Origin of the sequence: Pseudomonas sp. CIP-10 (genome assembly GCF_020911845.1) — a bacterium.
Classification (GTDB): domain Bacteria; phylum Pseudomonadota; class Gammaproteobacteria; order Pseudomonadales; family Pseudomonadaceae; genus Aquipseudomonas; species Aquipseudomonas alloputida.
In genome coordinates, this window is record NZ_CP087160.1 from 5,732,979 (window position 1) to 5,752,080 (window position 19,102).

The 19,102-nt window shown below is 62.2% G+C and carries 20 protein-coding genes; 7 read left to right on the plus strand and 13 right to left on the minus strand.

The features are described 5' to 3' along the window. Window positions 1–66: 66 nt before the first annotated feature. Window positions 67–813, plus strand: coding sequence for an NRDE family protein (locus LMH93_RS25795; protein ID WP_003249022.1), 747 nt, complete (start codon window positions 67–69; stop codon window positions 811–813). Between the two features lie 281 nt (window positions 814–1,094). Here the strand turns inward: LMH93_RS25795 and ptsP are convergent, their stop codons facing one another. Together ptsP and LMH93_RS25805 are read right to left on the minus strand one after the other, a co-directional pair. Continuing rightward, entirely contained in the window at window positions 1,095–3,374 is a 2,280-nt protein-coding gene (gene ptsP / locus LMH93_RS25800; RefSeq protein WP_003249020.1) for a phosphoenolpyruvate--protein phosphotransferase, read from the minus strand. A gap of 22 nt (window positions 3,375–3,396) precedes the next feature. After that, a complete protein-coding gene (locus LMH93_RS25805) occupies window positions 3,397–3,876 on the minus strand; it encodes an RNA pyrophosphohydrolase (protein WP_003249017.1) in 480 nt (159 codons plus the stop codon). A 141-nt stretch (window positions 3,877–4,017) separates the two neighbouring features. On the opposite strand from LMH93_RS25805, the gene LMH93_RS25810 reads away from it, so the two are divergent. After that, on the plus strand, window positions 4,018–4,674 hold the full coding sequence (locus LMH93_RS25810; protein WP_003249010.1) for an HAD family hydrolase: 657 nt from the start codon (window positions 4,018–4,020) through the stop codon (window positions 4,672–4,674). Window positions 4,675–4,803: 129 nt separating this feature from the next. On the opposite strand, the gene LMH93_RS25815 is transcribed toward LMH93_RS25810, so the two are convergent. Next, window positions 4,804–5,229, minus strand: a complete 426-nt coding sequence (locus tag LMH93_RS25815) for a DUF2269 domain-containing protein (RefSeq protein WP_003249008.1) — start codon at window positions 5,227–5,229, stop codon at window positions 4,804–4,806. Window positions 5,230–5,298: 69 nt separating this feature from the next. After that, window positions 5,299–6,813, minus strand: a complete 1,515-nt coding sequence (ilvA, locus tag LMH93_RS25820; RefSeq protein WP_003249006.1) for a threonine ammonia-lyase, biosynthetic — start codon at window positions 6,811–6,813, stop codon at window positions 5,299–5,301. A 133-nt stretch (window positions 6,814–6,946) separates the two neighbouring features. Here ilvA and rpiA point away from each other — a divergent pair, with 133 nt between their 5' ends. Then, window positions 6,947–7,621 carry a ribose-5-phosphate isomerase RpiA gene (gene rpiA / locus LMH93_RS25825; RefSeq protein WP_003249004.1) on the plus strand — a complete coding sequence of 225 codons (675 nt, stop codon included), beginning with the start codon at window positions 6,947–6,949 and terminating at the stop codon, window positions 7,619–7,621. 104 nt (window positions 7,622–7,725) lie between these two features. Here the strand turns inward: rpiA and LMH93_RS25830 are convergent, their stop codons facing one another. From LMH93_RS25830 to LMH93_RS25845, 4 genes are all read right to left on the minus strand, one after another. Then, window positions 7,726–8,628, minus strand: coding sequence for an SdiA-regulated domain-containing protein (locus LMH93_RS25830; RefSeq protein WP_003249003.1), 903 nt, complete (start codon window positions 8,626–8,628; stop codon window positions 7,726–7,728). A gap of 90 nt (window positions 8,629–8,718) precedes the next feature. Continuing rightward, window positions 8,719–9,639 carry an SdiA-regulated domain-containing protein gene (locus LMH93_RS25835; RefSeq protein ID WP_004575852.1) on the minus strand — a complete coding sequence of 307 codons (921 nt, stop codon included), beginning with the start codon at window positions 9,637–9,639 and terminating at the stop codon, window positions 8,719–8,721. Between the two features lie 181 nt (window positions 9,640–9,820). Beyond that, window positions 9,821–10,486, minus strand: a complete 666-nt coding sequence (locus LMH93_RS25840) for a fumarylacetoacetate hydrolase family protein (protein ID WP_014861374.1) — start codon at window positions 10,484–10,486, stop codon at window positions 9,821–9,823. 26 nt (window positions 10,487–10,512) lie between these two features. Then, complete coding sequence (locus tag LMH93_RS25845) at window positions 10,513–11,910, minus strand: FAD-binding oxidoreductase (RefSeq protein WP_060546526.1); 1,398 nt, start codon at window positions 11,908–11,910, stop codon at window positions 10,513–10,515. A 171-nt stretch (window positions 11,911–12,081) separates the two neighbouring features. Here LMH93_RS25845 and serA point away from each other — a divergent pair, with 171 nt between their 5' ends. Further along, the gene (gene serA, locus LMH93_RS25850) at window positions 12,082–13,311 is read left to right on the plus strand and encodes a phosphoglycerate dehydrogenase (protein WP_003248995.1); all 1,230 of its coding nucleotides are present in this window, start codon (window positions 12,082–12,084) and stop codon (window positions 13,309–13,311) included. A 47-nt stretch (window positions 13,312–13,358) separates the two neighbouring features. On the opposite strand, the gene LMH93_RS25855 is transcribed toward serA, so the two are convergent. Next, window positions 13,359–13,835: a DUF4399 domain-containing protein gene (locus LMH93_RS25855; RefSeq protein ID WP_230064730.1), complete on the minus strand. Its 477-nt coding sequence runs from the start codon at window positions 13,833–13,835 to the stop codon at window positions 13,359–13,361. Between the two features lie 223 nt (window positions 13,836–14,058). Here LMH93_RS25855 and LMH93_RS25860 point away from each other — a divergent pair, with 223 nt between their 5' ends. Then, a complete protein-coding gene (locus LMH93_RS25860; RefSeq protein WP_003248991.1) occupies window positions 14,059–14,547 on the plus strand; it encodes a substrate-binding periplasmic protein in 489 nt (162 codons plus the stop codon). Window positions 14,548–14,737: 190 nt separating this feature from the next. On the opposite strand, the gene LMH93_RS25865 is transcribed toward LMH93_RS25860, so the two are convergent. Both LMH93_RS25865 and LMH93_RS25870 read right to left on the minus strand, forming a co-directional pair. Beyond that, the gene (locus LMH93_RS25865; protein ID WP_012054026.1) at window positions 14,738–15,241 is read right to left on the minus strand and encodes a DUF523 domain-containing protein; all 504 of its coding nucleotides are present in this window, start codon (window positions 15,239–15,241) and stop codon (window positions 14,738–14,740) included. Then, on the minus strand, window positions 15,228–15,860 hold the full coding sequence (locus LMH93_RS25870) for a 2OG-Fe(II) oxygenase (RefSeq protein WP_014861370.1): 633 nt from the start codon (window positions 15,858–15,860) through the stop codon (window positions 15,228–15,230). Before LMH93_RS25870 ends, LMH93_RS25865 begins: the two co-directional genes overlap by 14 nt. Window positions 15,861–15,973: 113 nt before the next feature. Here LMH93_RS25870 and LMH93_RS25875 point away from each other — a divergent pair, with 113 nt between their 5' ends. Beyond that, the gene (locus LMH93_RS25875; RefSeq protein WP_047603666.1) at window positions 15,974–16,726 is read left to right on the plus strand and encodes a DUF2059 domain-containing protein; all 753 of its coding nucleotides are present in this window, start codon (window positions 15,974–15,976) and stop codon (window positions 16,724–16,726) included. Here LMH93_RS25875 and LMH93_RS25880 read toward each other — a convergent pair whose 3' ends face one another. Continuing rightward, window positions 16,727–17,653: an alpha/beta hydrolase gene (locus tag LMH93_RS25880; RefSeq protein WP_003248982.1), complete on the minus strand. Its 927-nt coding sequence runs from the start codon at window positions 17,651–17,653 to the stop codon at window positions 16,727–16,729. 280 nt (window positions 17,654–17,933) lie between these two features. Here LMH93_RS25880 and LMH93_RS25885 point away from each other — a divergent pair, with 280 nt between their 5' ends. Then, on the plus strand, window positions 17,934–18,503 hold the full coding sequence (locus LMH93_RS25885; protein ID WP_102886172.1) for a DUF6436 domain-containing protein: 570 nt from the start codon (window positions 17,934–17,936) through the stop codon (window positions 18,501–18,503). Here LMH93_RS25885 and LMH93_RS25890 read toward each other — a convergent pair. Further along, on the minus strand, window positions 18,482–19,048 hold the full coding sequence (locus LMH93_RS25890; protein ID WP_230064731.1) for a sugar O-acetyltransferase: 567 nt from the start codon (window positions 19,046–19,048) through the stop codon (window positions 18,482–18,484). The two genes, LMH93_RS25885 and LMH93_RS25890, sit on opposite strands and share 22 nt — an antisense overlap. Between the last annotated feature and the right edge of the window lie 54 nt (window positions 19,049–19,102).

Consider the following 19,102-nt stretch of genomic DNA (forward strand, 5'->3'; position numbering starts at 1 on the left):
CTGTGTCAGGATGGATCCGCATCGTTCCTGTGGGTACAGTGACAAAAAAACACAGAGGCCCAACCTATGTGCCTGATCGTATTTGCCTGGCGGCCGGGGCACGCCCTGCCGCTGATCGTGGCGGCCAACCGCGACGAATTCTATGCCCGCCCCACTCAGCCCCTGGCGGCCTGGGAGGATGCACCTGGGGTGCATGCCGGGCGCGACCTGGAGGCAGGCGGTACCTGGCTGGGCGTAGGCCCACAGGGGCGCTTTGCCGCGCTGACCAACATCCGCGACCCGGGCCAGGCGCAGGGGCCCCGCTCGCGGGGTGAGCTGGTGGCGGCGTTTCTGCAGGGCGAGCTAGGGGTCGAGGCTTACCTGGACCAGGTGGCCAGCCGTAGCGGGCAGTACTCGGGGTTCAACCTGCTGGTGGGTGATGGGCAGCAACTGGGCTATCTGCATGCCCGTGAGGCCACGCCGCGCCTGCTGAAGGCTGGGGTTTATGGGCTTTCGAACGCCGGGCTGGATACACCGTGGCCGAAGCTGGTGAAGGCACGTGACGGGCTGGAAAACCTGCTGGACACGCCGGAGCCGCACAGGCTGCTGGCTTTACTCGCGGATAACGAGCCCGCGGCTGATGGCGACCTACCCGAGACAGGCGTGGGGTTGGCAACCGAGAAGTTGCTGTCGAGCGTCTTCATCGCCAGCCAGAATTACGGGACCCGGGCGAGCACAGTGCTCATTGTGGATGATCAGGGGCAAAGACGGCTGGTTGAGCGCAGTTTCGGGCCTTTTGGCGGGCATTTGGGGGAAATTGAGTTGTTGGCCTGAACATTTGATGTTGTCTGTTCGGGCCTCTTCGCGGGTAAACCCGCTCCTACCACGTACACACATCTGGGGTTGGACCCAGGCCGTTGTAGGAGCGGGTTTACCCGCGAAGAGGCCGGACCTGCTGGCCAATCTCCACCACCCGTTCACCGTTGCCGCCGCCATCGTATTCGCGGGTAAACCCGCTCCTACAATAATCGGGTGACACACATCGGGGGTTTAGGCGCAGGCCGGTTGTAGGAGCGGGTTCACCCGCGAAGAGGCCGGGACAGACCACATCACCCTCACAAGGTTTTGTTAGCCCCAGGCCCAATCATCCGCGCCAACCCAAGGTTCTTCAGGGCCAGCTGCAACGAGCTGTGGATAACCTGCGGGTTGTCATGGCTCAAGGCCTCGGCCAGCAGTTCCTTGGCCTTGCCCATATTGATCTGGCGCAGCATCCACTTGACCTTCGGCAGGTTGGTGGCGTTCATCGACAGGCTGTCGAAACCCATGGCCATCAACAGGACCGCTGCCGCCGGGTCACCGGCCATCTCGCCGCAGATGCTCACCGGCTTGCCTTCGCCATGGGCGTCGCGCACCACCGTGTTCAGCGCCTGCAGTACCGCCGGGTGCAGGTAATCGTACAGGTCGGCGACCCGCGGGTTGTTGCGGTCCACCGCCAACAGGTACTGGGTCAGGTCGTTGGAGCCTACCGACAGGAAGTCCACCTGCCGCGCCAGCTCCTTGGTCTGGTACACCGCCGCCGGAATTTCCACCATCACACCCACGGGCGGCATCGGTACATCGGTACCTTCGTCACGCACTTCACCCCAGGCACGGTGGATCAGGTGCAGCGCCTCTTCCAGCTCGTGAATGCCGGAAATCATCGGCAGCAGGATGCGCAGGTTGTTCAGGCCCTCGCTGGCCTTGAGCATGGCGCGGGTCTGTACCAGGAAGATTTCCGGGTGGTCGAGGGTGACGCGAATGCCGCGCCAGCCGAGGAACGGGTTTTCTTCCTTGATGGGGAAGTACGACAGAGCCTTGTCGCCACCGATGTCGAGGGTACGCATGGTCACCGGCAGCGGGTGGAAGGCCGCCAGCTGCTCACGGTAGATGGCCAGCTGCTCTTTCTCACTGGGGAAACGCTGGTTGATCATGAACGGCACTTCGGTGCGGTACAGGCCTACCCCTTCGGCGCCGCGCTGCTGGGCACGGGCCACGTCAGCGAGCAGGCCAGTGTTGACCCACAGGGGCATGCGGTGGCCGTCGGGGGTGACGCACGGAAGTTCGCGCAGTGCATCCAGCCCTTGGGCCAGCTGGCGTTCCTCCTCGACCACTTCGCTGTACTGCTTGCGCAGCACTTCGCTGGGGTTGGTGAACACCTCGCCCTTGTAGCCGTCGACGATCAGTTCAATACCGTCGACTTTGGAGTATGGCAGGTCGACCAGGCCCATCACCGTGGGGATGCCCATGGCCCGCGCGAGGATGGCGACGTGGGAGTTGCCCGAGCCGAGTACCGAGACCAGGCCGACCAGCTTGCCTTCCGGCACTTCACCGAGCATGGCCGGTGTCAGTTCCTCACTGACCAGGATGGTGTTGTCGGCATACACCAACGACTGCGAGCGCGCTTCCTGCAGGTAGGCCAAAAGGCGGCGCCCCAGGTCCTTGACGTCGGAGGCACGCTCACGCAGGTAGTCGTCGTCCATCAGCTCGAAGCGGTTGACGTGCTCACCAACCACCTGGCGCAGGGCGCCCTGGGCCCACTGGCCGGTCTTGATGACCTCGGTCACCTCACCGCCCAGGGCTGCGTCTTCTAGCATCATCAGATAGACGTCGAACAGCGCACGCTCTTCCGGGCGCAGCTGGGTGGCCAGTTTGGCCGACAGCTTGCGCATGTCGTCGCGCACACCTTCCAGGGCGTTCTGGAACAGCTTGAGTTCGGCGTCGATGTCATCGACGGTCTTGTCCGGGACCACTTCCAGGTCGGCCGGCGGCAACATCACCACCGCACGCCCCACCGCGGCACCAGGCGAACCCGGCACACCCACGAAGCGCGCTTCCTGAATACCTTTGCCCTGACGGCCCAGGCCACGGATCGAGCCGGTAGCCTCGGCGTGGGCGATAACCCCGGCAAGCTGGGCGCTCATGGTGACCAGGAAGGCTTCCTCGCCCTCGTCGAACTGGCGGCGCTCCTTTTGCTGGATGACCAGTACCCCGACCACACGGCGGTGGTGGATGATCGGCGCACCCAGGAAGGAGGCGAATTTCTCTTCGCCGGTTTCGGCAAAGTAGCGGTAACGCGGGTGGTCGGCGGCGTTTTCCAGGTTCAGCGGCTCTTCCCGGGTACCGACCAGGCCAACCAGGCCTTCGTTGGGGGCCATGCTGACCTTGCCGATGGAGCGCTTGTTCAGGCCTTCGGTCGCCATCAGCACGAAGCGGTTGGTTTCCGGGTCGAGCAGGTAGACCGAGCAGACCTGGCTGCCCATGGCTTCCTTGACGCGCAAGACAATGATCCCCAACGCCGACTTGAGATCTTTGGCGGAGTTTACTTCCTGGACGATCTTGCGCAGCGTATTGAGCATGGCTCGGGGTCGAACTCCGTCGTCAGTCGCGCGTCAACAGACGCGGTGCTAGCTCTTTCAGGGCGCGCCGGTACACCTCGCGCTTGAATGTCACAACCTGGCCCAGCGGATACCAATAGCTCACCCAGCGCCAGCCGTCGAATTCCGGCTTGCCGGTCAGGTCCATCCGCACCCGTTGTTCGTTGCTCACCAGGCGCAGCAGGAACCACTTCTGCTTCTGGCCGATGCACAGCGGCTGGCTGTGGGTACGTACCAATCGCTGGGGTAAACGATAACGCAACCAGCCACGGGTGCAGGCAAGAATTTCTACATCGTCGCGTTCAAGGCCAACTTCTTCGTTCAGCTCGCGGTACAGGGCGTCTTCCGGCGTCTCGTCAGGGTTGATACCACCCTGGGGAAATTGCCAGGCATCCTGGTTGATCCGTCGAGCCCATAGCACCTGCCCGGCATCATTCGTGAGAATGATCCCGACATTGGGGCGAAAACCATCCGGGTCGATCACGGCAGCAACCTCGCAAACGCATGTCAACGCATTGTTCCACAAAGCTTGCGAGCGCAGCAACGCGCCCGCCAAGCTTATGTGCAGCTGCGTGAAAACTCCGTATTCTGCGGGCCTACCCTGTGGCTGATGCGAGTGACCGCGATGCGCCTGGCTTTATTCGACCTGGACAATACCCTCCTCGGTGGCGACAGCGACCATGCCTGGGGTGACTATCTTTGCGAGCGCGGCATTCTCGACCCGGTCGCCTACAAGCAACGCAACGACAGCTTCTACCAGGATTACCTCAATGGCACCCTGGACCTGCAGGCCTACCTGGCCTTTTCAATGGAAATCCTGGCGGCAACACCCATGCCCCGGCTCGACGAATGGCACCGCGACTTCATGCGCGACTGCATCGAGCCCATCGTCCTGCCCAAGGCCCTGGCCTTGCTGCAGCAGCACCGCGAGGCGGGTGACCAGCTGGTGATCATCACCGCTACCAACCGCTTCGTCACCGCACCGATCGCCCGGCGCCTGGGGGTGCGGGTGTTGCTGGCAACCGAATGCGAGGTGCGCGACGGCCGCTACACCGGGCGTAGTACCGATATACCGTGTTTCCGTGAAGGCAAAGTGACGCGGCTGGAACGCTGGATGCTGGAGAACGGCTTTGATCTTGAGGACAGCTACTTCTATAGCGACTCGATGAATGACCTGCCGTTGTTGCAGCGGGTGACGCATGCAGTGGCAGTGGACCCGGCCCCGGACCTGCGGGCCGAGGCGGATAAGCGTGGGTGGCCGGTGATCTCGCTGCGGGATTGAGGTTTTCCGTGCCGGTCTTTTCGCGGGCACGCCCGCTCCCACAGGAATCACCACAGGCCTTGAGGGCTGCGCTGTACCTGTAGGAGCGGGTTCACCCGCGAATAGGCCGGCACAATCAGCACAAGGCTGTCAGACCGGCTTGGCCCCCATCAGCCCGGCAATGGACAGGAAGCAAACCCCACTGAATACCGCCAGCGCCAGGGTAAACCGCAACCCTACCACCTCGGCCTTGCGCAGCCGGTTCAGCCGCACCAGCAGCCACCACACGGCAAACGCGCCAAATGTATAGATGACACTGGATGCCAACACCCAGGTCTGCCCCAGTGGCCAGCCCACCAGGTGTACCAGCCACCAGCCGGTGAACGGCATGCTCACCAGGCTCAGGCCCATCACCAACCAGACGAACACCAATGGCCGGCGCAGCAGCTTGGCGTAGGCCTCGGCATCGCCCTGGCGGCGGGCACGCCAGGTCCAGATCGCCAGGCCCAGGGCGCCCAGAAGCAGCAGCGCGGTGGCGATGATGTGCAGGGTCTTGAGCGTGGTCAGGTGTTCCATGTCTCGGTCGTCCTTAAACGGGCATTTTGCGGTCGCTTCTTCGCGGGCCATCAGCCCTAGCTTAGCCGCTCAGCCCAGGAACAGTTTGTAGGCCGGGTTTTCGGTCTCGTCCCAGTACGGGTAACCAATCTTGGCCAACGCTGCCGGCACCAGGTGACGTTCGTCCTCCGGCACCTGCAGCCCCGCCACCACGCGCCCATCAGCCGCGCCATGGTTGCGGTAGTGGAACATCGAGATGTTCCAGCGCCCGCCCAGCTTGTTGAGGAAGTTGAACAGCGCCCCCGGCCGCTCAGGGAATTCGAAGCGCAGCACCATTTCGTCGCTGGCACCGGCGGAGTGGCCGCCGACCATATGACGAATATGCAGCTTGGCCAGTTCATTGTCGGTCAGATCGGTAACCGGGAAGCCCTGCTCGGTCAGTTGCTGCACCAGCGCTGCGCGGGGGTCGTTTTCCGGGTGGGTCTGCACCCCAACGAAGATATGCGCTTCGTCAGAGGTGTGCTTGCGGTAGTTGAACTCGGTGATCTGACGCTTGCCGATAGCCTCGCAGAAGGCCTTGAAGCTACCCGGGCGCTCAGGGATGGTCACGGCGATGATCGCCTCGCGCTTCTCACCCAGCTCGGCACGCTCGGCCACATGGCGCAGGCGATCGAAATTGACGTTGGCACCGGAGTCGATGGCCACCAGGGTCTGGCCGCTGACGCCGTATAGCTCGACGTACTTCTTGATGCCCGCCACACCCAACGCGCCAGCAGGCTCGGTGATCGAGCGGGTATCGTCGTAGATATCCTTGATTGCTGCACAGATCTCATCGGTACTGACAGTGACGACTTCGTCCACATGGTGGCGGCAGATATCGAACGTGTGCTGGCCAATCTGCGCCACCGCCACGCCATCGGCGAACAGCCCGACCTGCGGCAGCACCACGCGCTCACCGGCAGCCATGGCCGCCTGCAGGCAATTGGAATCGTCCGGCTCGACACCGATTACCTTGATTTCCGGGCGCAGGTACTTCACGTAGGCAGCAATGCCAGCGATCAGGCCGCCACCGCCCACCGGCACGAAGATCGCATCCAGCTGGCCAGGGTGTTGGCGCAGGATTTCCATGGCGACGGTGCCCTGCCCGGCGATGGTGTGCGGATCGTCGTAAGGGTGAACGTAGACGAAGCCCTTTTCATCGACCAGTTTCAGCGAGTAGGCCAGCGCTTCAGGGAACGAATCGCCATGCAGCACCACCTTGCCACCGCGCGAGCGCACGCCTTCAACCTTGATCTCCGGAGTAGTCTTGGGCATCACGATGGTGGCCTTGATGCCCATTTCGCGCGCGGCCAGGGCCAGGCCTTGGGCGTGGTTGCCGGCCGAGGCGGTGACCACGCCACGGGCCAGTTCTTCCGGGCTCAGCTGGGCCAGCTTGTTATACGCGCCGCGGATCTTGAACGAGAACACTGGCTGCAGGTCTTCGCGCTTGAGCAAAATCTGGTTGCCCAGGCGCTTGCTCAGCTGCCCGGCGCTCTGCAACGGGGTTTCGACGGCAACGTCATAGACGCGCGAGGTGAGGATCTTCTTGACGTACTGTTCGAGCATCGGGAAAGCATCACTGGGCCGCGGGACGAGGGCTGGGAGTCTACCCTAGCGCTACGTCGGGCGACCACAGCAAAGCCGTGCGAGCCGTTATACTAGGTGACTTTGAAACCGCCCTGCCCCTTCCGGAGCCCGCATGACCCAGGACCAACTCAAACAGGCCGTCGCCCAGGCCGCTGTCGACTTCATTCTGCCCAAGCTGGATGAAAAGAGCGTCGTAGGCGTCGGTACCGGTTCGACAGCCAACTTCTTCATCGATGCCCTGGCTCAGCACAAGACCGCGTTCGACGGTGCAGTCGCCAGCTCCGAAGCCACTGCCCAGCGCCTGAAGGGCCATGGCATCCCGGTCTACGAACTGAACAGCGTCAGCGAGCTTGAGTTTTACGTGGACGGTGCTGACGAGAGCGACGCACACCTGCACCTGATCAAGGGCGGCGGCGCAGCCCTGACCCGCGAAAAGATCGTCGCGGCCGTGGCCAAGACCTTCATCTGCATCGCCGACGGCAGCAAGCTGGTGCCGGTACTGGGGGCCTTCCCGCTGCCGGTCGAAGTGATCCCCATGGCCCGCAGCCACGTGGCACGTCAGCTGGTGAAGCTGGGTGGCGATCCGGTGTACCGTGAAGGCGTGGTCACCGACAACGGCAACGTGATCCTGGATGTGTACAACCTGCAGATCACCAACCCGGTGGAACTGGAAGCGCAGATCAACGCCATCGTCGGCGTGGTGACCAACGGCCTGTTCGCGGCGCGGCCGGCGGATCTACTGTTATTGGGCACTGCTGAGGGCGTTAAGAGCCTCAAAGCCGAGTAACAATCTTCGCGGGTAAACCCGCTCCTACAAGGTACCCCACCGGCCTGGAACCGTGGCGATCCCTGTAGGAGCGGGTTTACCCGCGAACAGGCCCTGACAGGCGATCAGTCAGTCGGCTGCTTGAACACATAGAACAGGTTCGGCTCACTGACCAGGTAAATGGTCCCCGCTTCATCCATCGCAATGCCCTCCGCCTGCGGCACCGTCGCCTGCAACCCTTGGAAGCCCTTGCGCAACGACAAGGTACTCAGCGGCAGGCCCTGTACATCCAGCTCCAGCACCAACCGCGACTCGTCCGACAATGCCAGCAAATGCCCGCTGCGTTCATCGAACTGCAAACTCGACAAATCCCGCACAAACAACCGTGAATCGCGCTTGCGGTCCTGCACCACATGCACGGCATAGGGCTTTTCCGGATTGTCATGCGGGAAGCCATGCACCTCATAGATCAGCATCGGGTCACGCTCTTTCGCCACGAACAGGCGCTTGCCCGCCGAATCGTAGGCCAGGCCCTCGAAGCCTTTGTTGCCATTGAGGCCAATACCCAATGTCAGCTGTTCGGCATCACCGGCATCGAGAAACATCGTGTCGTCTTCCAGCCGTACGCGAATCAGCCGTTGCTGACGCTCGTCGGTGATCACATAGCTGTTAGGCCCAACGTACTCCACAGCCTCCGGGTCGCCGAAGCCAGTCAGCGGCACACGCCGCAGGATACGGCCATCCAGCGACAGCTCGATCAGCTCCGAACGGGCGTTGGTGACCGTGAAGAGGGTTTTGCGGTCGGGGTCGTAGGTCAGCGCCGAAATGTCATCATCCAGCCCTTCGATCGGCTGCGCCTCCAGCACCACCCGGTAGCGATCCAGACCAATGCTGCGCTCCACAGGCTGCCACCAGGTCTTCAGATTGAACCAGCCACGCTCGAACAGGCGAAACTCCTGCCCTGCCCAGCCAAGCAGGAGCAGACCAAGGGCAGCCAGAACAAGAAACAGGCGAACAAAACGACGCATAGGGACAGACTCGACACAGGGGTGGCGAATCTAATCATGAATGGCTGAAGCAAAGCTTAATGCAAGCGTCAGGCAATTCTGATGATGTTGTCAGTTCTTTTTGAATCGATAGAAAAGCGCCGGCTCGCTGACCATGTACAAGGTGCCCTTGTCGTCCATGGCCACCCCTTCAGCCCGCGGAATGGTGCCTTCAAGCCCGTTGAAGCCGCCCAGCAGCGTCATGAAGCTGACTTGCTGGCCCTGCTCGTCCAGCTCCAGCAGCATGTTGGAGTCGGCCGAAAGCACCAGCAGGTGGCCAGTACGCGGGTCGACACCCAGCGCAGACAGGTTGCGCAAGTCGAGCTCATCGCTAGGCAACGGCTGCTTCTCACCCTTGAGCGGGCTGCGGCCATCGGTGTTCCAGGTGTACAGCTTGGGCGGGCGCTCCTCACCAATGATCAGGCGCTGGCGCAGCGGGTCCCAGGCGATGGCCTCGAAGCCCTTGTTGCTCTTGGCCGAAGGGCCCAGGTCATGGCTCGGGAAGTCATCGTGGTTCAGCGCGGTGGTCTGCGCGTTCACCTTGACCACGGTCAGGTCATGCAGGCGCTCGTCGGTGATGGCCAGGTTACCGTCTTCCAGCACCGCGATGCCTTCGGGGTTGTTCCAGCCGTTGAGCGGGATCTTGCGCAGTACATCGCCCTCCAGGCTCAGCTCGACCAGGATCGGGTTCTTGCCCATGACCGCGAACAGGGTGCGGGTTTGCGGGTTGAAGGCAACGTCCGAGGCTTCGTCATCCTCCATGCCTGGCAACGGCTTGGCGTCGATGTCCACCTGGTAATCCGGCAGCCACACGCTTTCGCTGCGCTCGGCGGTGCTTTCGAAGCTTTCTTTTACCCACAGTGCACCGCGGTCATCCCAGTGCATGGCCACGGCCACGCCATAGCCGATCACCGCCGCCACGGCCAGGCCGAAGGGCCAGCGCAGGTAGAAACGACGCTTGGGGGTTACCGGGGCGCTGGAGGAAGACGGCATGCGGTGATCCTGGGGAAATGGGCGTAGGTACGCGCATTATCCGGATTGGGTGTGAAAAATCGGTAAACAGTGCCTGCCTCTTCGCGGGCATGCCCGCTCTCCAGGGGTTGCGCAGTATTCAAGGCCTGTGCAATCCCTGTAGGAGCGGGTTTACCCGCGAAGAAGGCGACGCGGTTTCGAGTTAAAGCACCCGGCTTTCGAAGCGGCTCACACCCGGCAGTTCCAGCACCAGCTCGTCACCGACATTGAACGGCCCAACACCCGCCGGGGTACCGGTGAGGATTACATCCCCCGCTTGTAGCGAGAAATGCGCTGCCATGTACTGGATCATCGGCACGATCGGGTTCAGCATCATCGCGCTGCTACCCTCCTGGCGCACTTCGCCGTTCACGGTCAGGCGCACCGGGATGTCTGCCACGTCCTCAAAGCTGGCGGCCGAGACGAACGGTGGCAGCACGCAAGCGCCGTCAAAGCACTTGGCCAGCTCCCAAGGCAGGCCCTTTTCCTTCAGTTTGGCCTGCACGTCGCGCAGGGTCAGGTCCAGTGCCGGTGCGTAACCGGAAATGGCGTCCAGCACCTCTTCCTCGCTCGGGTGGGTCGACAGCGGCTTGCCCAGCAGCACGGCAATTTCAACTTCATAGTGCACCGACCCACGCTCGGCCGGGATCTTGAAGCCACCTTCGGCCGGCACCACGCAGCTGCCTGGCTTGATGAACAGCAGCGGCTCGGTGGGGATCGGGTTGTCCAGTTCCTTGGCGTGCTCGGCATAGTTACGGCCGATGCACACCACCTTGCCCAGCGGGAAGTGAATGCGCGTGCCGTCTACGTACTGGTGCTGGTAACTCATGGCCGACTCCTTCTGGATACTGCTTTTTATTCAGGTGCGAAGATCTTACCCGGATTCATGATGCCGTTAGGGTCGAACACGGCCTTTATTGCCTTCATGCAGGCGATTTCTTCGGGGGAGCGGCTGTAGCCCAGGTAGTCACGCTTGGTCATGCCCACGCCATGCTCGGCAGAAATCGACCCGTTGTAACGCTCGACGATCTCGAACACCCACTTGTTGACCTTGGCACACGAAGCGAAGAAGTCGTCCTTGCTCATATGCTCAGGCTTGAGGATGTTCAGGTGCAGGTTGCCGTCACCAATATGGCCGTACCACACCACTTCATAGTCCGGGTAATGCGCTGAGACGATGGCGTCGATATCGCGCAGGAACGCAGGCACTTTCGAGACGGTGACGGAAATGTCGTTCTTGTACGGTGTCCAGTGCGAGATGGTTTCCGACAGGTACTCGCGCAGCTTCCACAGGTTTCTCAGCTGGCTTTCGCTCTGGCTCATCACCCCATCCAGCACCCAACCCTGCTCGACGCAGTGCTCGAAGGTAGCCAATGCTTCATTGGCAACCTCTTCAGTGCTGGCCTCGAACTCCAGCAGCGCATAGAACGGGCAATCCGTCGCGAATGGCGCAGGCACATCGCCGCGGGCGAGGATCTTGGCCAACCCCTTGTCGGAGAAGAACTCGAAAGCGGTCAGGTCCAGCTTGCCCTGGAAGGCGTGCAGTACCGGCATGATAGCGTCGAAGTCCGGTGTGCCCAGCACCATGGCGGTGAGGTTGCGCGGTGCGCGGTCCAGGCGCATGGTGGCCTCGACCACAAAGCCCAGCGTACCCTCGGCACCAATGAACAGCTGGCGCAGGTCGTAGCCGGTGGCGTTCTTGATCAGGTCTTTGTTCAGCTCCAGCAACTCGCCCTTGCCGGTGACCACTTTCAGCCCGGCCACCCAGTTGCGAGTCATACCGTAACGAATCACCTTGATCCCGCCGGCATTGGTGCCGATATTGCCGCCAATCTGGCTGGAACCGCTGGAAGCGAAGTCCACCGGGTAATAGAGACCTTGCTCTTCGGCGTAGGTTTGCAACCGGCGGGTGACGACCCCTGGCTGGCAAACCACAGTACGGTCGAAAGCATTGAAGCCAAGGATCTGGTTCATGTAGTCGAAGGCGACGACAACCTCGCCATTGGCCGCCACGGCGCCGGCAGAAAGCCCGGTGCGCCCGCCAGAGGGCACCAGCGCCACCTTGTGCGCATTGGCCCAGTGCACAATGGCTTGCACCTGTTCTATCGTTTTGGGAAAGACGATGGCGCTGGGCGCTGGCGGGTAATGTTTGGTCCAGTCCTTGCCATACGCTTCGAGGGAAACCGGGTCAGTCAGGACCTTGCCAGGGTCGACAAGGGTCATCAGTTCTTCAATAACAGCGGGGTGGGTCATCGCTGGAACTCTCGACTTATTCATGGTCACCCTGAGCACTCTTCACCTGTCGGGATAAGCTCAGATTGTGTCGCGTATGCTAGCATAGCCCTCCCGCTGTTCATGCTAAGGCTGCCCTCGCGCCTGGCATCACCCCTCGCCAATTTATCTCCGGGATACAGGTTTACGCAGATGAGCAAGACTTCTCTCGACAAGAGCAAGATCCGGTTCCTTCTTCTTGAAGGTGTGCACCAGAACGCGGTCGATACTCTCAAGGCCGCCGGCTACACCAACATCGAATACCTCACTGGTTCGTTGCCGGAAGCCGAGCTGAAGGAAAAGATCGCTGATGCCCACTTCATCGGCATCCGTTCGCGTACCCAGCTCACTGAAGAGATCTTCGACTGCGCCAAGAAACTGGTCGCTGTTGGCTGCTTCTGCATCGGTACCAACCAGGTTGACCTGGAAGCTGCCCGCGCGCGCGGTATCGCCGTGTTCAACGCACCGTACTCCAACACCCGTTCGGTGGCCGAGCTGGTGCTGGCCGAAGCCATCCTGCTGCTGCGCGGCATCCCTGAGAAGAACGCCTCCTGCCACCGTGGTGGCTGGATCAAGAGCGCGGCCAACTCGTTCGAAATCCGCGGCAAGAAACTGGGCATCGTCGGCTACGGCTCGATTGGTACCCAGCTTTCGGTACTGGCTGAGAACATGGGCATGCAGGTGTACTTCTTCGACCCGCTGACCAAGCTGCCACTGGGCAACGCCGTGCAGGTCACCAGCCTGAACGAGCTGCTGGGCCTGGCTGACATCGTCTCGCTGCACGTGCCTGAGCTGCCCTCCACCCAGTGGATGATCGGCGAGAAGGAAATCCGCTCGATGAAGAAGGGCGCGATCCTGATCAACGCCGCCCGTGGCACCGTGGTCGAACTGGACCACCTGGCCGCTGCCATCAAGGACAAGCACCTGATCGGCGCCGCCATCGACGTGTTCCCGGTCGAGCCACGCTCCAACGACGAAGAGTTCGAAAGCCCGCTGCGCGGCCTCGACAACGTGATCCTGACGCCGCACATTGGTGGTTCCACCGCCGAAGCCCAGGCCAACATCGGCCTGGAAGTGGCCGAGAAACTGGTCAAGTACAGCGACAACGGTACTTCGGTGTCCTCGGTCAACTTCCCAGAAGTGGCCCTGCCAGCGCACCCAGGCAAACACCGTCTGCTGCACATCCACGAAAACATCCCGGGCGTGCTCAGCGAGATCAACAAGGTCTTCGCCGAGAACGGTATCAACATCTCCGGTCAGTTCCTGCAGACCAACGAGAAAGTCGGTTACGTGGTAATCGACGTTGACGCCGAGTACTCGGACCTGGCGCAGGAAAAACTGCAACAGGTCAAAGGCACCATCCGTTCGCGCGTCCTGTTCTAAGGTCGCTGGCGGTATGAAAAAGGGAGGCCCTGGTGGCCTCCCTTTTTTTATTTCACTTCAACCGTGATCTTCTTCGACTCGACGCTAGGCTTGAACGGCACATGATACTGGTCACCCAGAATCAGTTGCAGGGTGTGCTTGCCCGGGGTCAGGGTAATGCTGGTTTCGGTCTGTGCCTTGCCGAAGTGCAGCACTTGCGGCCCCTTCGGCAGTGCGACGCCGGCCTCTGGCATCAGGCTGGTTGGCAGCGGCATGTCAGCCACCGGCTCTTTGTCGACATCCACCAGCAGATGGTGGTGCCCGGTGTGCGGGGTTTGGTCACCCGCAGGCTTGAGGCCCATACCCTCGATACCGAACTTGACGGTGAAGGTCTTGTCGACCGTTGCACCATCGGCGGGGGAAACGATGAAGACCTTCGCCTCCTTGGGCGGCTCCTGGCTCTTCAGGGCGTCAGTGGCACTGGCGAACACCGACGCTCCCATCAGCAGACCGGCAACGGCAGCACGCGGAAATAGGCTGTTCATTCACTTCTCCTGTGATTCACTTATTGACCGCAGCCTGTAATCCAAAGGCGGCGGTAGTTCACCTTAGTTGAAATATCCGCCAAGGTGTTCACATTGCCTGGCAGAAATATTTCAGTCAGGGTTAAACAATGCCGAGGCTTGAAGGTCATAGGCTGCGCTCGATCACGGCGAGGAAGAAAGCCGTGACGATCGATTTCAAACTGCTAAATGAAAAGGGGCATACATGCGTTCGACCATAGGGGTACTGCTGGCAGTACTGATCAGTCCATTGGCTCAGGCAGAGCTGATCGACGAAATCGCCGACCGGGGCGAACTGCGCATTGCCGTACAGGCCGAGAACTCGCCATACGCCTTCAAACAAGACGACCACCTGACAGGTTTCGACATCGAATTTGGCCAGGCCCTGGCCAAGGAACTGGACTTGCGCGCCGAGTTCGTCGAAGCCCCGTCTGCCGAAGTGCTGGCGGGTGTCGAGAGTGGCAAGTACGACATCGCATTCGCCCCGTCGAGTGAATCGCTCACAGACGACGGCCCGCTCGATGTAAGCCTGCCGATTGGTGAGAAGAAGCTGGTAATCCCGTTCCAGAAGGACAACCCGGCGTTTGAAAGTGCCGTAAACAATGCGTTGCAGCGTTTGAAAGAGAGCGGCCGGACTGCCGAGCTTGAGCAGAAGTGGTTCAAGGGTGTGCAGGAGACTGCAGCCGGGCAGTGAGGTCTTCTTTGCAACCTGTAGCCGCGAATACGTTCGCGGCGGCAATGGTGAACGGCGGGTGGAGATTGGCCAGCAGGGCCGGCCTCTTCGCGGGTGAACCCGCTCCTACACGACGGCCTGTGTCCAACCCCCGATGGGTGTCCACCACCGTGGTAGGACCGGGTTCACCCGCGAAAGGGCCGGCACAGGTTCAAGCAGATCTATCAGCCAAAGCCCGCTGCGCCTGGTCCAGCTCCAGCTCGCTGAACACCTGCACGCCCGCCCGCCGCAGCAGCGCCGTGGTTACCCCTTCCCCCGCCACTTTCACACCCCTGAAGGTGCCATCATAGGTCAACCGGTTGCCACACGAAGGGCTGCCAGACTTCAGCACCGCTACGCGAATGCCATGCCGCCGTACTAGCTCCAGCGCCAACTGCGCCCCCGCCAGAAACGCGGCACTGACATCTTCACCCGTCACCGTCAGCACCTGCGTGTCGCCATCGAGCACTGCGCTGCCCTGCCCTCCCGGGATCTCCGCTGGTGGCCGCGGCGTCGGCAAGCCGCCGGCTACCTCCGGGCACAACGGCACCACGCGCCCTTCGGCCTGCCACTGCTGCAACAAATCAGGATGACCGCTTGCCCGGCCGTCATAGCGTACTGGCTGCCCCAACAGGCAGGCGCTCACCAGCACCTTGGGCCTCTCAGAACGGGTCATTGCCACGCCGCCTGAACCAGCCGGTCAACGACAACCGCTCACGCCCAGCCGGCAGGACTTCGTGAGGCACTTCGCCCGACAGGAATACCACCAGGCAACCGGCCACTGGCTCGACATCGTGCTCGACACCGTCGGCCAGGAACATACGCAACTGGCCACCGTCATGCGATTGCCAACCTTCATTGAGGTAAAGCACCGCCGAGACCATGCGACGGTCATCGTCGCGGAAGCGGTCCAGGTGCCGGCGATAGAACGCCCCCGGTGGGTACAGGGCAAAGTGGCACTCAAAGTCTTCCAGGCCCAGGAAAAGGCCTTGGTTGATTGCCAGGCGCAGCTGATCCATCGCCGCCAGGTACTGGTCGCAGGCCTCGGCCTGCCCCGGGTCGATCCACTGGATCTGGTCACCGCGAATGGCTTCGCGCACCTCCTGGGTAGCACCCCGCCCAACCCCTGCGGGGTTCAGTTCGCCTTCGGCATCACGCCGCCGGCACTCGGCTGCCAGCGCGCGCACCAAGTCGGCAGGCAGAAAGTGCGCCTGCTGGGACCAGCCATGGGTGGCCAGATCGTCGACGACGGCCGCAAGCATCGGGTGTTCAGGGGATATGTGCATGGCGCGCATCATATCCATTCGCCCTGTCGCCGCACAGCGCCACTTGGCCGAGAAACACGCGGGTATCTCGACAAACCGGCGCCGGGCCAAGGACAATAGCCACCTGCCGACAGGAGTCCTGAATGCGCCGTCTGTTTTCCCTGATTCTGCTGATGATCTGCACCATGCCTGTCTGGGCAGACAACCTGGATCAACTGTACAAGGCCGCCGGCTGGCCCGACCAGCGCGCCCACTTCAACGATGCCCTGACCGCTGCCCAGGAGCGCTACCGCAACAGTTTGCCACCCGCCGTCTACCAGGCGCTGGTCAACAACAGCAACCAGCGCTTCCAGGCCCAGGCGGTGGACCGTCGCGCCCAGGCAAAACTGCGCGCCACCCTGGCCAACCCGGCACCGGCCCTGGCCTTCTTCCAGTCACCGCTAGGGCGCAAAGTGGTGGCGGCCGAGCTCAAGGCCACCCGCAAGGACGAACTGGCCAAGAACGCCAAAGGCCTGCCCAAGATCCAGGCCAGCGACGATCGCCTGCTGGTCATCGGCCACCTGGCCCAAGCCCTGCCTGCGCGTGAAGCCGGCGCCGAAGTCAGCCTTGCCATCGCCGGTGTAGCCGCCGACAGCCTCAGTTCGATGATCCCCGGCCTGTTCGGCGGCGGCCAGGCCCAGAGCCTGCTGGATGGCCAGCGCCAGCGGTTGATGGGGCAGATTGGCGAAGACCTGAACAACACCCTGCTGTACGTCTACCGCGACCTGTCCGATGCCGAGCTGGAAGCGTTCGCCACCTTTGCCGAGTCGCCCGAGGGCAAGGCTTACTACCAGGCGGCCCTGGCCGCTGTACGCGCCGGCCTGGCGGTTGGCCAAAGCACCAACGACCTGAAGTGATCAGCCCAGGCGCTGGTCGATGAAGTCGAAGTAGCGCTGGCGGATACCCGGCAACTCGTTGGCCAGGTGGTGACGGGCCTCGGGCAGCATCAGGATCTGCGGCTCGGCAAACTTGGCCTTGAGCACTTCGAGGTTGTAGGGCCAGTCCACCGTGCCATCCGCCTCCCCCTGCACGATCAATGGCCGACGCGCACTGCGCGGCGCGGCCTCGATGCGTTTGACCCAGGCGATCAGTGCGCCCACCCAGGCCGTTGGCAGGCGACGCGGTTGCAGCGGGTCGGCCTCCAGGAACGGCAGGAAGGCCGGGTCGTTGGTGTTCTCACTGAAGCGCCGTTCGATGCCATTGACGAAGTGGCGCAGCACGCAATAACTGAACTTCGACCAGCGCCAGGAACATGGCCGCACCAGCGGGGCCAGCAGGATGACCTGGCCATCGACGGGGCTGCGTGCGCCGTGGTACAGCAGATGATCCACGGCAATCGCCCCCCCCGTGCTCTGCCCACAAAGGTGCCACGGGTGCGGCAGTTGCAGCGTGTGCGCCTGTTCGAACAAGGCCTCCAGCACCTGCTGGTACACCGCAAAATCATTGATGCTGGCCCGCTCACCGCTGGACAGGCCGTGGCCGGGCAGGTCACAGCTGATCACGGCGAAACCCTGCTTGAGTGCCCACTCGATCACATGTCGGTAGAGGCCCATGTGGTCGTAATAGCCGTGCAGCAGGAACAGCGTCGCGCTTGGCTGCTCGGGCAGCCATGCCTGCCCGACCAGGTCGAACCCCGCTGCCTGAAAGCTGCCCAGCCAGCTGTGTGCCGGCAGGTTCAGGCCATAGAAGCGCTGGTAGTCCTGCGCTTGTGCCGACAGTGGCTGGCGAGTGGTGAACGGCGCCAGGCTGGTGCGCAGGCGGTCGGGGTGAAAGGCAGGGGGCATCGGGTACATCCACATTGATGCAAGTATTGATCTGGAATCTTCAGCTCTGGCCGGCGCCATGGCAAGCTTGCTCACCTCGAACAACCAGCACCGAACTAATTGTGGGAGCGGCCTTGTGTCGCGAACGGGCCGCAAAGCGGCCCCAGCGATCTATGCATGATGCCGAGATCCTGGGGCCGCTGCGCGGCCCTTTCGCGACGCAAGGCCGCTCCCACAGGGATCGCGCCAGCTTTTAGAAATTGAGCAAGACAGTTGCTCCCACAAAGGCCACCGACTCTTCATGAATAGCCGAATCACCAAACCGCTGTGCACGGTCATCGCCTTGTTGGTCGGCGCCGTAATTCTCTGGCAGGCCTACAGCGCCTTTCAGGCTCGCTACCTGCGCCCGTTCGACAACCAGGCCACGCTGTTCGACGGCAGCCAGTTACAGTTACCTGCCGAGCTGGCCGGTGCTGGCCCGATCCGCGTCGTGCATTTCTGGGACCCGGCCTGCCCATGCAACGTTGGCAACCAACAGCACCTGGGCGACCTTATCAGCCAGTTCGCTGGCCACGACGTTACCTTCCATGTGCTGCAAAAGCCCGGCAGCCACGGCCAGCTACCGGCCAATATCGGTAGCTTGCAACCCATCACCCACCTGCCCGGCAGCGAGCACCTGCCTGCGTCCCCGGCCGTGGCCATCTGGGACCGGCAAGGCCGACTGGCTTATTTTGGCCCCTACAGCGAAGGCGCCGTGTGCAACGCCAGCAACAGCTTCATCGAGCCAATCCTCAAGGCTTTGCTCGACGGCCGCCAGGTCAACGCCTCCAATACCCTGGCGGTAGGCTGCTACTGCCCTTGGTCGGGCTGACGGACCCTCGCCGGGTTACCCACCACCGTCGCGCCTGCGGGCACATCCCGGGTCACCACACTGCCGGCGCCGACGATGGCGTTATCACCGATGGTCACCCCCGGCAGGATGATCGCCGCACCGCCGATCCACACGTTGTCGCCGATGGTCACCGACCGCCCACTCTCCAGCCCGCTGCGCCGCACTTCAGGATCGAGCGGATGGTCGGCGGTATAGATCTGCACGTTGGGGCCGATCTGGCAGTCCTCGCCGATACGCACCGGTACCACGTCGAGGATCACGCAGTTGAAGTTCATGAACGTATTACGGCCAACGCTGATGTTGTAGCCGTAGTCGCAATAGAACGGCGGGCGAATCACCGCGCCTTCGCCAACCTGGCCAAAGTGCTCCACAAGCAGCCCGTGGCGTGCGTCGTTGAGCAGTTCGACACTGTTGTTGTAGCGGTGCATCCAGTGCTTGTTGGCGATCTGCTCGGCCTGCAGTTCAGGGCAGCCAGCATGGTAGAGCTGGCCGGTGAGCATTTTGTGTTTTTCGCTGAGGGACATGGAAACTCCTTCCTGGGGCTATGCTCTGTTCGCGAATCCGCCGATGATCGGACC

Coding starts and splice junctions, on each gene's coding strand:
- LMH93_RS25875 (WP_047603666.1), top strand. CDS start 15,974: ATGCGCCGTCTGTTTTCCCTGATTCTGCTGATGATCTGCACCATGCCT.
- LMH93_RS25880 (WP_003248982.1), bottom strand. CDS start 17,653: ATGCCCCCTGCCTTTCACCCCGACCGCCTGCGCACCAGCCTGGCGCCG.
- LMH93_RS25860 (WP_003248991.1), top strand. CDS start 14,059: ATGCGTTCGACCATAGGGGTACTGCTGGCAGTACTGATCAGTCCATTG.
- LMH93_RS25890 (WP_230064731.1), bottom strand. CDS start 19,048: ATGTCCCTCAGCGAAAAACACAAAATGCTCACCGGCCAGCTCTACCAT.
- ilvA (WP_003249006.1), bottom strand. CDS start 6,813: ATGCTCGAACAGTACGTCAAGAAGATCCTCACCTCGCGCGTCTATGAC.
- LMH93_RS25840 (WP_014861374.1), bottom strand. CDS start 10,486: ATGAGTTACCAGCACCAGTACGTAGACGGCACGCGCATTCACTTCCCG.
- LMH93_RS25830 (WP_003249003.1), bottom strand. CDS start 8,628: ATGCGTCGTTTTGTTCGCCTGTTTCTTGTTCTGGCTGCCCTTGGTCTG.
- LMH93_RS25795 (WP_003249022.1), top strand. CDS start 67: ATGTGCCTGATCGTATTTGCCTGGCGGCCGGGGCACGCCCTGCCGCTG.
- LMH93_RS25885 (WP_102886172.1), top strand. CDS start 17,934: ATGAATAGCCGAATCACCAAACCGCTGTGCACGGTCATCGCCTTGTTG.
- ptsP (WP_003249020.1), bottom strand. CDS start 3,374: ATGCTCAATACGCTGCGCAAGATCGTCCAGGAAGTAAACTCCGCCAAA.
- LMH93_RS25815 (WP_003249008.1), bottom strand. CDS start 5,229: ATGGAACACCTGACCACGCTCAAGACCCTGCACATCATCGCCACCGCG.
- LMH93_RS25835 (WP_004575852.1), bottom strand. CDS start 9,639: ATGCCGTCTTCCTCCAGCGCCCCGGTAACCCCCAAGCGTCGTTTCTAC.
- LMH93_RS25845 (WP_060546526.1), bottom strand. CDS start 11,910: ATGACCCACCCCGCTGTTATTGAAGAACTGATGACCCTTGTCGACCCT.
- LMH93_RS25810 (WP_003249010.1), top strand. CDS start 4,018: ATGCGCCTGGCTTTATTCGACCTGGACAATACCCTCCTCGGTGGCGAC.
- serA (WP_003248995.1), top strand. CDS start 12,082: ATGAGCAAGACTTCTCTCGACAAGAGCAAGATCCGGTTCCTTCTTCTT.
- LMH93_RS25855 (WP_230064730.1), bottom strand. CDS start 13,835: ATGAACAGCCTATTTCCGCGTGCTGCCGTTGCCGGTCTGCTGATGGGA.
- LMH93_RS25870 (WP_014861370.1), bottom strand. CDS start 15,860: ATGCGCGCCATGCACATATCCCCTGAACACCCGATGCTTGCGGCCGTC.
- LMH93_RS25865 (WP_012054026.1), bottom strand. CDS start 15,241: ATGACCCGTTCTGAGAGGCCCAAGGTGCTGGTGAGCGCCTGCCTGTTG.
- rpiA (WP_003249004.1), top strand. CDS start 6,947: ATGACCCAGGACCAACTCAAACAGGCCGTCGCCCAGGCCGCTGTCGAC.